The organism is Metapseudomonas boanensis, from assembly GCF_042232855.1.
In the GTDB taxonomy this organism is placed as follows: Bacteria; Pseudomonadota; Gammaproteobacteria; order Pseudomonadales; family Pseudomonadaceae; genus Metapseudomonas; species Metapseudomonas boanensis.
This window is the reverse complement of the sequence record NZ_CP113889.1, coordinates 1,363,844-1,376,062: the sequence shown is the minus strand read 5'-3', so window position 1 is coordinate 1,376,062 and position 12,219 is coordinate 1,363,844. Positions and strand designations below refer to the sequence as shown.

9 protein-coding genes are annotated in these 12,219 nt (G+C 62.9%); 4 read left to right on the top strand and 5 right to left on the bottom strand.

What is annotated here, in order from left to right:
* Positions 1 to 11: 11 nt before the first annotated feature.
* From hslV to OXH74_RS06270, 4 genes are all read right to left on the bottom strand, one after another.
* The gene (hslV, locus tag OXH74_RS06285) at positions 12 to 542 is read right to left on the bottom strand and encodes an ATP-dependent protease subunit HslV (protein ID WP_215371774.1); all 531 of its coding nucleotides are present in this window, start codon (positions 540 to 542) and stop codon (positions 12 to 14) included.
* 95 nt (positions 543 to 637) lie between these two features.
* A complete protein-coding gene (locus OXH74_RS06280) occupies positions 638 to 1,324 on the bottom strand; it encodes an SPOR domain-containing protein (protein ID WP_375740514.1) in 687 nt (228 codons plus the stop codon).
* A gap of 6 nt (positions 1,325 to 1,330) precedes the next feature.
* A complete protein-coding gene (gene argS / locus OXH74_RS06275; protein ID WP_375740513.1) occupies positions 1,331 to 3,070 on the bottom strand; it encodes an arginine--tRNA ligase in 1,740 nt (579 codons plus the stop codon).
* A 211-nt stretch (positions 3,071 to 3,281) separates the two neighbouring features.
* Entirely contained in the window at positions 3,282 to 5,510 is a 2,229-nt protein-coding gene (locus tag OXH74_RS06270) for a primosomal protein N' (protein ID WP_375740512.1), read from the bottom strand.
* A 167-nt stretch (positions 5,511 to 5,677) separates the two neighbouring features.
* Between OXH74_RS06270 and rpmE the strand changes: the two genes are divergently transcribed.
* From rpmE to OXH74_RS06250, 4 genes are all read left to right on the top strand, one after another.
* Positions 5,678 to 5,890 carry a 50S ribosomal protein L31 gene (rpmE, locus tag OXH74_RS06265; RefSeq protein WP_215371766.1) on the top strand — a complete coding sequence of 71 codons (213 nt, stop codon included), beginning with the start codon at positions 5,678 to 5,680 and terminating at the stop codon, positions 5,888 to 5,890.
* A 26-nt stretch (positions 5,891 to 5,916) separates the two neighbouring features.
* On the top strand, positions 5,917 to 6,717 hold the full coding sequence (locus OXH74_RS06260; RefSeq protein WP_375740511.1) for a thermonuclease family protein: 801 nt from the start codon (positions 5,917 to 5,919) through the stop codon (positions 6,715 to 6,717).
* Positions 6,714 to 8,165 carry a M48 family metalloprotease gene (locus OXH74_RS06255; RefSeq protein WP_375740510.1) on the top strand — a complete coding sequence of 484 codons (1,452 nt, stop codon included), beginning with the start codon at positions 6,714 to 6,716 and terminating at the stop codon, positions 8,163 to 8,165. Before OXH74_RS06260 ends, OXH74_RS06255 begins: the two co-directional genes overlap by 4 nt.
* Before the next feature lie 100 nt (positions 8,166 to 8,265).
* Positions 8,266 to 9,534: a malic enzyme-like NAD(P)-binding protein gene (locus tag OXH74_RS06250; protein ID WP_375740509.1), complete on the top strand. Its 1,269-nt coding sequence runs from the start codon at positions 8,266 to 8,268 to the stop codon at positions 9,532 to 9,534.
* A 95-nt stretch (positions 9,535 to 9,629) separates the two neighbouring features.
* Here the strand turns inward: OXH74_RS06250 and OXH74_RS06245 are convergent, their stop codons facing one another.
* Entirely contained in the window at positions 9,630 to 12,050 is a 2,421-nt protein-coding gene (locus OXH74_RS06245; RefSeq protein ID WP_375740508.1) for a penicillin-binding protein 1A, read from the bottom strand.
* Between the last annotated feature and the right edge of the window lie 169 nt (positions 12,051 to 12,219).

The window sequence follows — 12,219 nt, the reverse complement described above, 5'->3', positions numbered from 1 at the left end:
GGACGGCGGCCTTACTCGGCGCTGTCCAGTTCCTCGATAGTCAGGTTCTGGTTGGTGAAGACACAAATGGAGCCGGCGATGTTCAACGCGGTCTCGGTGATGTCGCGGGCGGACAGTTCGGTGTGCTTGAGCAGGGCCATGGCTGCGGCCTGGGCGAAACCGCCGCCGGAGCCCATTGCGATCAGGCATTGCTCGGGTTCGACCACATCGCCGTTGCCAGTGATGATCAGCGAGGCATCCTTGTTGGCCACGGCGAGCATGGCTTCGAGGCGGCTCAGGGAGCGATCGGTGCGCCAGTCCTTGGCCAGCTCGACGGCGGCACGGACAAGGTGGCCCTGGTGTTTTTCCAGCTGTCCTTCGAAGCGTTCGAAGAGGGTGAAGGCGTCGGCGGTGGCGCCGGCGAAACCAGCGAGCACCTGGCCGTGGTAGAGGCGGCGCACCTTCTTGGCGTTGCCTTTCATCACGGTGTTGCCGAGGGAAACCTGGCCGTCGCCGCCCATGACGACTTTGCCGTTGCGGCGGACTGAAACGATGGTGGTCAAGGGGGGAGTCTCCACGCAGCGGGGCGAATTGCCCGAATGGAAACTCAGATGGGGGGCCTTGCCCGGCTTTTCAACCGGGCAAGGTGATTCTCTGCTCAGCGGCTTTGGCGCTGCTGCAAAAGAAGATTGCTGAAGCCGCTGGCGGCCAATTGCTTCTGCGCCCCTGACAGCTGCGCACGATTGGCGAACGGGCCGACCAGCACGCGGTACCAGGTTTCTTCGCGGACCTTGCCGGATTCGACCTGGACATTCTGCCCGAGCAGGATGATCTGCGCGCGCACCCGGTCGGCGTCTTCCCGCTTGCGAAATGATCCGGCCTGGAGGAAGAACTGGTTGGTGACCGGAGCCTTGGCCACCACCGGAGGAGGCGGGGGCGTTTGGCCATTCAGCGCCGCCTGGGCGCGTGCGGCATCGATCTTGGCGGCCTCTTCGGGTGTAACCGGTTTTTGTGCAGGTGGCGGCGGAGTTTCCTTCGGCACGGCTTCGGGCGGCACTATGACTTCTGACTCTGGCAGCAGGGTGTAGAAGTCATATTTGGGCTTGGCCGGTTCTTGCGCCGGAGTAGGGGAGGCACTTGGCTTGCCCGTTGCCTTGCTTGCGGCCGCCTGGTCGGGCTGCGGTCTACGTATTTCGTCGCGGCCGGGCTCGAGCTTGGTCAGGAACACCACAAAGGCGCCGATGACCAGGCCCATGGCCAGCCATACCCAGCCGGGCACGGGTTTTCGCGCGGGGGCCTGGTAGCGGCTGGCGCCGCGTTTGGGCGCTGCTTTCTTTTTCGCCATAGTCCGTTACATGCGTTCCAGAGTTTGCAGGCCAAGGAGCTCAAGGCCTTGCTTGAGGGTGCGGCCGGTCAGCGCGGCGAGGCGCAGGCGACTCTGTTGGGTGGCCTCGTCCTCGGCGGCGAGGATCGGGCAGTTCTCATAGAAGCTGGAGAACAGGCCGGCCAGGTCATAGAGATAGCTGCAGAGCAGGTGCGGCACGCCCTTGGCAGCGACGTTGTTGAGGGTGTCGGCGAACTGCGCCAACTTGGCTGCCAGGGCTTGCTCCTGCTCGGTAGCGAGGCTGATGTGGCCTTCCACTTCGGTGAAGTCCAAGCCCCGCTTGCGGAACAGGCTGGCCACGCGAGTATAGGCGTAGAGCAGGTAGGGGGCGGTGTTGCCCTCGAAGCTCAGCATCAGCTCGAAGTTGAAGCTGTAGTCGCTGGTGCGGTGCTTGGACAAGTCGGCATACTTCACGGCGCCAATGCCGACGGCACTGGCGATCTGGCGCAGTTCGGCGTCCTCCAACTCGGGATTCTTGGCCTTGACCAGGTCGTAGGCGCGTTGCTCGGCTTCATTGAGCAGGTCGATCAATTTGACCGTTCCGCCATCGCGGGTCTTGAACGGGCGGCCGTCGGCGCCATTCATGGTGCCGAAGCCCATGTGCTCCATCTCCATGGACGCGGGGACGAAACCGGCGAGGCGCGCCGCGGCGAACACCATCTGGAAGTGCAGGGCCTGGCGCTGGTCGACGAAGTACAACACCCGGTCGGCCTTGAGCACGTTGCTGCGGTAGCGAGTTGCGGCCAGGTCGGTGGTGGCGTAGAGGTAGCCGCCGCCGGCTTTCTGCACGATCAGGGGTAGCGGGTTGCCTTCGGCATTCTTGAACTCATCCATGAACACGCAAAGGGCTCCGTCGCTCTCGGTGAGCAGGCCTTTGGCCTTGAGGTCGGCGACTACATTGGCCAGGTCATCGTTGTAGGCGCTCTCGCCCTTGACGTCAGCCATGGTGAGCTTCACGCCCAGGCGGTCGTAGACCGCCTGGCAGTGGCTCAGGGAAATGTCGTTGAAGCGGGTCCACAGGCGCAGGCAGTCGGCATCGCCGGCCTGCAGCTTGACCACCAGCTCACGGGCGCGATCGGCGAACTCGGAGGACTCGTCGAATCGCTTCTTCGCGGCGCGGTAGAAACCTTCCAGGTCGGACAGTTCGGCATCGCTTCCCACCGGCTGTTCCTGCATGTAGGCCAGCAGCATGCCGAACTGGGTGCCCCAGTCGCCAACATGGTTCTGGCGGATCACGGTGTCGCCGAGGAATTCCAGCACCCGCGCGACGGCATCACCAATGATGGTGGAACGCAGGTGGCCGACGTGCATTTCCTTGGCCAGGTTCGGTGCGGACAGGTCGATGACCGTGCGCTGGGCCGGACCGGCCTTGCGTACGCCCAAATGGTCGTCCGCCAGGGCCTCCTCGAGGCGCTGAGCCAGGGCATCGCTATTCTGGAAGAAGTTGAGGAAGCCGGGGCCGGCGATTTCCACCTTGGCCACCTGGTCGTCCTGGGGCAGCGCGGCGATCAATTTTTCAGCCAGGTCGCGCGGCTTCATGCCGGCGGGCTTGGCCAGCATCATGGCGATGTTGCTGGCGAAGTCGCCGTGGCACTTGTCCTTGGTGTTTTCCACCTGGATGGTCGGGCTGAGGCCTTCGGGCAGCACGCCTTCGCTGGCGAGACGGGTCAGGGCTTGCTGGATCAGCTGGCGAATCGTGTCTTTCATCTTCTGCTCTTCCGGCCTGGCCGTGGGGCTGGCGCTGTTTGAAAACTGTGCATTATCGGCGGGCAGGGGGCGCAGCGGCAAGCTATGTAGGATTAGGTTTCGCTCAAGTCTCAACCTGATCCTACAGCCTTGAGCCTTGGGCGAAACCTGGCAAGGGGGCAAAAATATCGGGCTTCGCCACGCTTGGCGCCAACCTGCGGAAAGCTAGCGGTCAGAACAAGTCAATCGGGTCGATATCCAGCGACCAGCGCACCGCGCGGCCGCCAGGCAACTGTTCCAGCGCCTGGCTCCAGGGAGTCAGCAGGCGGTGCAAGGGCGCGCGTGCGCCGGACTGTAGCAGCAATTGTGCTCGGTAGCGGCCGGCGCGCCGCTCCATGGGGGCGGGCACGGGGCCGAGCAGTTCCACGCCGGTCAGACCCAGGTCGCCCAGCAGATGCTCCGCTTCGCCGCAGGCGGCGTCGAGGAATTCCTCGGCCTGTCCCGGTCGGTGGGCCTCGGCGCGCAGCAGGGCCAGGTGGGCGAAGGGCGGTAGCCCGGCGGCGCGGCGTTCGCTCAGGGCTTGTTCGGCGAATGCGAAGTAGCCTTGCTCGGTCAGTTGCACCAACAACGGATGATCGGCGAGGTGGGTCTGGATAATCACGCGGCCCGGTTCTTCGGCGCGCCCGGCCCGGCCGGCGACCTGGACGATGAGCTGGGCCATTCGCTCGCTGGCGCGGAAGTCGGCAGAGAACAGGCCGCCGTCGGCATCGAGGATGGCGACCAGGGTGACCCGCGGGAAATGGTGCCCCTTCGCGAGCATCTGGGTGCCGACCAGGATGCAGGGATCGCCACGCTGGATGGTGGCGAACAGTTTGTCCATGGCGTCCTTGCGCGAGGTGCTGTCGCGGTCGATGCGTAGCACTGGCGTCTTCGGGAATAGGATCGACAGGCGTTCCTCGGCACGCTCGGTGCCCGCCCCGACCGGGCGCAGGTCCACACGGCCGCAATCCGGGCAGCAGGCCGGTTGGCGCTGGCTATGGCCGCAGTGGTGGCAGCGCAGTTCATTGAAACGCTGGTGCAGCGTCATGCGGGCGTCGCAGCGCGGGCATTGGCTGATCCAGCCGCAGTCGTGGCACAGCAGGGTCGGCGCAAAGCCGCGCCGGTTGAGGAATACGAGCACTTGCTGGCCGGCGGCCAGCGTCTGGGTGATCGCTTGCTGCAGGGGCATGGAAATGCCCGAGTCCAGCGGCAGGCTCTTCACATCCAGGCGCAGGAAGCGCGGCTGCTTGGCGCCGCCGGCACGCTGGGTCAGGCGCAGCAAACCATAACGCCCGGAGTGGGCGTTCTGCAGGCTTTCCAGAGACGGAGTTGCCGAGCCCAGGAGAATCGGGATGTTCTCCTGGCGCGCCCGCACCAGGGCCAGGTCGCGGGCGTGGTAGCGCAGACCTTCCTGCTGTTTATAGGAAGCGTCGTGCTCTTCGTCGATGATGATCAGCCCGGGGTTTTTCAGCGGGGTGAAGAGCGCCGAGCGGGTGCCGATGACGATATCGGCCTCGCCATCGCGGGCCGCCAGCCAGGCATCCAGGCGTTCTCGGTCGTTCACCGCCGAGTGCAGCAGGGCGATGCGTGCGTTGAAGCGTCGGGAGAAGCGCTCCAGGGTCTGCGGACCCAGGTTGATCTCGGGGATCAGCACCAGCGCTTGCTTGCCGGCTTCCAGGGTCTGGCGAATGAGCTGCAGGTAGACCTCGGTCTTGCCGCTGCCGGTGACACCGGCGAGCAGCAGGGCGTTGAATTGGCCGAACGAGGCGTGGACTGCATCGAACGAGGCCCTTTGCTCCGGGTTCAGCGGTAGCTCGGGCTGCGCCAGCCAGGCGCCATGGCGTGTGGCGGGGGCGCTGCGACGCACTTCCACGTTCACCAGACCTTTTTCAAGCAGCAGGTCAAGGCTGTCCTTGTTCAGTTGCAGCTGGTTGAGAAGTTGGTGCGCGACGCCGTGGGGATGCTGGGCGATGGTCGCCAGGGCCTGGCGCTGTCGTGGTGCACGGGCAAGGCGTGGATCATCGAGCTGGGCACCAGGGGCAACATGCCAGAAGCGCTCCTGCCGGGTCTCGGCAGGTTCGCCCTGGCGCAGCAGTACCGGGAGGGCCCAACTCAGGGTATCGCCCAGGCTGTGCTGGTAGTATTGCGCGGTCCATAGGCACAGCTTGAACAGGGCGGGCGGCAGCAGCGGGCGATTGTCGAGTAATTCCAGTGCGGCTTTCAGTTTGTCCGCGGGTACTTCGCTGTGCTCCGCCACCTCCACCAACACGCCAATGATTTCGCGGCGGCCGAAGGGTACCCGCAGGCGCATCCCGGGCTGCAATGCCGCTCGCGATACGCCGGCCGGCGCGCGGTAGTCAAACAGACGGCGCAGGGGGGAGGGCAGGGCGAGGCGCAGGATGCAGGGCGAGGTGTCAGGCAAGCGTGTGGTCCTTCTGCGGGAGGCGCGATCTTAACATGGCGCAGCGCGACAGCCGGCGTGGCCTGTGTCTTGCAACGCCCTATCACTCTGGTATCATCCGCCGCCTGTTTCCGTGCGGTGCTCGACATAGGGTCGGGTGGCGGCACGCCAGACCTGAGGATCAACCAATGAAACCGGAAATCCATCCCGAATACGTCGCGCTCGAAGCTACCTGCAGCTGCGGCAACGTGATCAAGACCCGTTCCACCCTGGGCAAGAATATCAGCCTGGACGTGTGCTCCGAGTGCCATCCGTTCTACACCGGTAAGCAGAAAGTCCTGGACACCGGCGGCCGTATCGACCGCTTCAAGCAGCGTTTCGGTGTGTTCGGCGCCAAGTAATTGGCCGAGCAGCCTGGGAAGGTCGAATGACCCGGTCCCCGCTGACGAAAAAGGCGCCTCTGATAGGCGCCTTTTTCTTTTTTCTGGCCAGCAGTCTTCCATTGCTGGCTGCCTGCCCGGTTCCGGGCAAGCTTCCTACCTATAAAGTCGAAAAAGTCATCGACGGCGACACTCTGCGCTTGGTCGATGGCCGAAGTGTCCGTCTGATTGGACTGAATGCGCCTGAGTTAGCGCGTAATGGAAAGCCGGCAGAACCTTACGCAGAAGCTGCGCATAAACGCTTGCAGGCACTCGTGCAGGAGAGTCGAGGGCAGGTCGGCTTACGTGTCGGGCGAGAGCCGAAGGATCGCTACGGCCGAACCCTTGCCCATCTCTACGACAGCCAGGGGCGCAACCTGGAAGAGCGGATGCTGGCCGATGGACTGGGGTTCAGGGTGGCGATCGCTCCGAATGCCGCGCTCAGTGATTGTCAGGGGATCGCTGAGCGTCAGGCCCGCATGGGCGGTCGTGGTATCTGGCGGCAGTCTCCATGGCAATCCCCCTGGCGGTTGCGTCAGGGCGGTTTTGCCTTGCTGCAGGGGCGTGTTTCAGCGATCGAGCGCAATCGGGGTGGACTTTGGGTGCAGCTCGAGGGGCCCTTGGTCTTGCGCGTCGAACCCCGGCTGCTAAGGCAGCTCGATGTCGGGGCGCTGCAAGGGTTGGTCGGGCGCCGGATCGAGGCGCGTGGATGGGTGATTGACCGCTCGCGCGGGCGCGGCGTAAAAACAGGACAATCACGCTGGATGCTTCCCCTGACTCACGCGTCAATGCTCGAGGTACTCCCATGAGATGGTTTGCCCTCCCCTTGGCGCTGCTGATGTCGTCACTGCTGGTTGGTTGCGCGGTCAACCCGGCAACCGGCCGGACCAATTTCGTGATGATGAGCGAGCAGCAGGAGCTGGATCTCGGGCATCGCTATAGCCAGGAAATCGCCAGGCAATACCCGCGCTACGCCGACGAAAAGCTGCAGGCCTATGTGCAGCAGGTGGGGCAGCGGGTCGCCCGCCATAGCCATCGCAGCAATCTGGATTACCGCTTCACGGTCGTCGATTCGCCGGACATCAACGCCTTCGCGGTGCCCGGCGGTTACATCTATATACATCGCGGCCTGCTGGCCTACCTGAACTCCGAAGCCGAATTGGCAGCGGTCCTGGGGCATGAGGTCGGGCATGTGACCGCGCGCCACAGCGTGCAGCAGCAGAGCCAGTCCACGGCCTGGAATATTTTCGGTCAGGCAGTTGCGATCGGCACCGGCGTTGGCGCCGCAGGCGATCTGACCAATGTGCTGGGCACGGCCTTCGTCCGTGGCTACGGGCGCGACATGGAGTTGGAGGCTGACGGCCTGGGGGCGCAATATCTGGAGCGTAGCGGTTACGACCCACAAGCGATGATCGAAGTGGTCAAAGTGTTGAAGAACCAGGAAGACTTTGCCCGTGATCAGGCGAAGCGCAAGGGGCAGGCGCCGCCCCCCTCCGGCTACCACGGGATATTCGACAGCCACCCGGACAACGACACCCGTCTGCAGCAGGTCGTTGGGCCTGCGAAGGCCCTCGCTGGCGGCAACCAGTTGGTCAATCGCGAGACTTTCCTCAAACAGTTGGAGGGCTTGCCTTTCGGCGACTCGGCCGAGACCGGCGTGCGCCGGGGGCAGCAGTTCTATCACGCCGAGTTAGGGTTCGCGCTGCGCTTCCCTGAGGGCTGGGGTGTGGTCAACCGACCGGATGCATTGATCACGCACAGTGCCGATCAGCAGGCCTTCATTGCCATGACTCTCGCCGGACCAAAGCCCAGCGTACCGCCGGCCGAGTTCCTCCGGCAGAAGGCCGCTGGACAGCGTCTGGCCATGGAGGAACCTCTGCAGCAGGAGGGATTGCAGGGTCACGCTGCCGTGCTGCCTGGCAGTCCGGCGCGACGCGTTGCTGTCATTTACAAGGACGGCAAGGCTTACTTGTTCGTCGGTGCTATCCGTGGTCGAGCATCGCTGGAAAGCCAGGATGCGAACTTCATGGCGGTGATCAAGAGCTTTCGTCCTCTGCGCAAGGATGAGTTGGCGCTGGCCCAGCCTTTGCGCCTTCACTTGATCCAGGTGCAGGCGGGGCAGAGTATCGCCAGCATCGTCCGGGACAGCGGCCTGCCGGGGGAAAAAGTCGATCTGGAAAATCGTATCCGATTGCTAAATAATTTGTATCCAATTGGCGAGCCGCGCCCAGGGGACTGGCTTAAAGTCGTACGCTAGAGGGCTTGACGTCGGGTGGCTGAACGGTCTTGTTAGCCCCCAGCATCTTGCGTATGCTCGCCCGTCACGTCTGTCACACAGCAAAAGCGGAAATGCCAAAATGTCTGATCTGAAAACTGCCGCTCTCGAATACCACGCCCAGCCCCGCCCCGGAAAACTGAGCGTCGAGCTGACCAAGCCGACCGCCACTGCGCGCGACCTGTCGCTGGCTTATAGTCCTGGTGTCGCCGAGCCGGTGCGTGAAATCGCACGCGATCCCGAGCTGGCCTACAAGTACACGGGCAAGGGTAATCTGGTGGCAGTGATCTCCGACGGCACCGCTATTCTCGGTCTGGGCAACCTTGGCCCGCTGGCCTCCAAGCCGGTGATGGAAGGTAAGGGCGTGCTGTTCAAGCGTTTCGCCGGCATCGATGTTTTCGACATCGAAGTCGACGCAGAAAGCCCGCAAGCCTTCATCGACACCGTCAAGCGCATTTCCATCACCTTCGGCGGCATCAACCTGGAAGACATCAAGGCGCCCGAGTGCTTCGAGATCGAGCGCACCCTGATCGAACAGTGTGACATCCCGGTGTTCCACGATGACCAGCACGGCACCGCCATCGTGACCGCAGCCGGTATGCTCAATGCGCTGGAAATCGCCGGCAAGAACCTGGCCGAGGCCAAGATCGTCTGCCTCGGTGCCGGTGCTGCAGCGATCTCCTGCATGAAGCTGCTGGTGAGCATGGGCGCCAAGGTCGAAAACATCTTCATGATCGACCGCAAAGGCGTTATCCACGCTGGTCGCGACGACCTGAACCAGTACAAGGCTGTTTTCGCCCATGAGACCGACAAACGCACCCTGTCTGAAGCGCTCGACGGTGCAGATGTGTTCGTCGGCCTGTCGGGTGCCAACCTGCTGAGCGCGGAAGACCTCAAGCGCATGGCGCCGAGCCCGATCGTGTTCGCCTGCTCCAACCCGGATCCGGAGATTGCTCCGGAGCTGGCGCATGCGACCCGTGACGACGTGATCATGGCGACCGGTCGTTCCGACTACCCGAACCAGGTCAACAACGTACTTGGGTTCCCTTTCATTTTCCGTGGTGCTCTGGACGTTCGCGCGACCCGTATCAACGAAGAGATGAAGATTGCCGCTGCCCTGGCGCTGCGTGACCTCGCCAAGCTGCCGGTGCCAAAGGACGTCTGCGATGCCTACGGCGTGGCTTCCCTGGAGTTTGGTCGTGAGTACATCATTCCGAAGCCGATGGACAAGCGTCTGATTACGGTGGTGTCCGATGCCGTGGCCAAAGCCGCGATCGAGTCCGGCGTGGCTACCCTGCCTTATCCGAAGCACTATCCGCTGAAGTCGGTGGATGACGTGTTCAACGGTTGATCCTCCAGCCAATAAAAAACCCGCTTAGGCGGGTTTTTTATTGGCTGCTCATCCTGCTGGAGCAAGCAGCTTGCTCCAGCAGGTGTCCGTCGCGCTTAGAAGAGATCGATTGGCGCAGCCTCGTCGGCCGGCAGTGGGCTGCCGGGAATCGCGAGGCCAGGCTCCAGCTCACTCATGGGGGGCGGGGTATCTTCACTCTTGAAGAGCTCGAAGAACGCGTCCGGCGTGCCGGGCGTAGCGGCGCGTCCGCTGAGCGGGTCGATACGTAGGGTCAGCAGACCCGGCGGCTCGGCCTGTGCATGCGCCGGCTTGTCCTTCAGCGCGGTGCTCATGAAGTCCATCCAGATCGGCAGTGCAACGGTTCCGCCGTACTCGTGACGGCCGAGGCTTTCCGGTTGGTCGAAGCCTACCCAGACGGTGGTGACGAAGTCGGCGTTGTATCCGGAGAACCAGCTGTCCTTGGATTCGTTGGTGGTACCGGTCTTGCCGGCGATGTCCCCCCGGCCCATGGACAGGGCTCGACGGCCAGTACCGCGCTTGATCACATCCTGCAGCATGCTGTTGAGAATGTAGGTGGTGCGTGGGTCGATGATTCGCTCGGCTGCTACGGGGGCTGGTGCGGCATTCGCGGACAGTTGGGTATCCGGTGCGGCCATGGGTTGGGCTGTGGTATCGGGCAGCGGCTCTGCCTGCGGGACGCGTGGCGGGTTGGCGGTGAACAGGAGCTTGCCGTCGCGGCTTTCGATACGCTCGATCAGGTAGGGCTGAACCTTGTAGCCTCCATTGGCGAAAGCACTCCAGCCGCCGGCGATTTCCAGCGGGGTCAGGTTGGCGGTGCCGAGAGCCAGCGAGAGGTTTCGCGGCAGGTCTTCCTTGTTGAAACCGAAGCGGCTGACGTAGTTCAGCGCGTAGTCGATGCCGATAGCCTGAAGCACACGGATCGATACCAGGTTGCGCGACTTGTACAGGGCCTCGCGCAGGCGAATCGGGCCCAGGAAGGTGTTGTTGTCGTTCTTGGGGCGCCAGGCTTCTTCCATGCCGGCTTCCTGGAAGACGATGGGGGCATCGTTGACCAGGCTGGCGGCAGTGAAGCCGTTGTCCAGGGCGGCGCTATACAGGAACGGTTTGAAGCTGGAGCCGGGCTGGCGCTTGGCCTGAACGGCGCGGTTGTAGTTGCTCTGTTCAAAGGAGAAGCCACCGACCAGTGCGCGAATGGCGCCGCTTTCCGGGTCCAGCGATACCAGGGCACTCTGGGCTGCCGGGAGTTGCACGAAGTTCAGGCTGCCATCGGCTTGACGCTGGACTCGAATCAGGTCTCCGACCTGGGTTACGTCTGCGGGGCGCTGTGGGCGAGGACCGAGGCTATTGGTGTTGAGGAAGGGGCGTGCCCACTTCATGCTGTCCCAGCTCACGGCCTCTTCCTGGCCGCTGCGGGTCAGGACTAGTACGCCGCTGTTCTCGACCTGGGTGACGATGGCTGGCTCCAGGCCGCCAAGGTTTTTCTGCTTGGCCAGTTCCTGCAGCCAGGTTTCACGGGTCATGCCGGGCAGACGGCTTTCGGGGCCGCGATAGCCGTGGCGCTGGTCGTAGTCCAGCAAGCCCTGGCGCAGTGATTCGTTGGCGGCTTCCTGCAGGTTGCTGGGGACTGTGGTGGTAACCCGGAAACCTTCGGTGTAGGCATCGCTGCCGTAGCGTCCCACCATCTCGGCACGCGCCATCTCGGCGATGTAAGGGGCTGCGAGCTCCGGCGTCGGCACATGGTAGCTGGCGTCGATGGGCTCGTTGATAGCCTGTTGGTAGCGCGCTTCGTCAATGCGACCGAGCTTGAACATCCGGCCGAGGATCCAGTCGCGGCGTTCTTTGCTGCGCGTCGGGTTGACCAGCGGGTTGAAGCGCGAGGGGGCCTTGGGCAAGCCTGCGATCATGGCCATCTGCGCCAGACTGATATCGCGAATGGACTTGCCGTAATAGACTTGCGCCGCCGCTTCGATTCCGTATGCACGGTTCCCGAGATAGATCTTGTTCACATAAAGTTCAAGAATCTCGTCTTTGCTGAGTTCCCGCTCGATCTGCAGTGCAAGCAGTATTTCATTGATCTTTCTGGAGAAACTTCTTTCGCTGGTCAGGAAGTAGTTCTTTGCCACCTGCATGGTGATGGTGCTTCCGCCAGTCTGGATGTGGCCGCTCTTCAATAATTGAGTGGCAGCGCGCATAAGGCTGGTAACGTCGACGCCATAATGGTTCGCGAAATTGTCGTCTTCGGCGGCCAGCAGGGCCTGGATGAAGTCCGGGGGGATGTCGGCGAAGCGCACGGGGGAGCGGCGCATCTCGCCGAATTCAGCGATCAGTTTGCCGTCGCCGCTGTAGACGCGCAGGGGGATCTGCAGCTGGATGCTGCGCAGCGATTCGACAGAGGGCAGGGTGGGGCTCAGATAGAGGTAAGCGCCGCTGAAACTGAGCAACAGCCCACAGAAAACGGCAACGAAGGACCACCAGAAAAACTTCAGCAGGCGCATCAAGGCTTGTGGATTTCCAAGTAAAAGAATGAGTTAAGCGGAAGGCGATTAGAAAAGGCAAAAGCCGTTCACATTATAAGCGTTTTTTTTCAGGGGTAGCCATTTGCGCTTCTGTCAAGACTGATATTTAATGTGGAAAAACATAAATCATCCGTAAGTCTCGGATGTG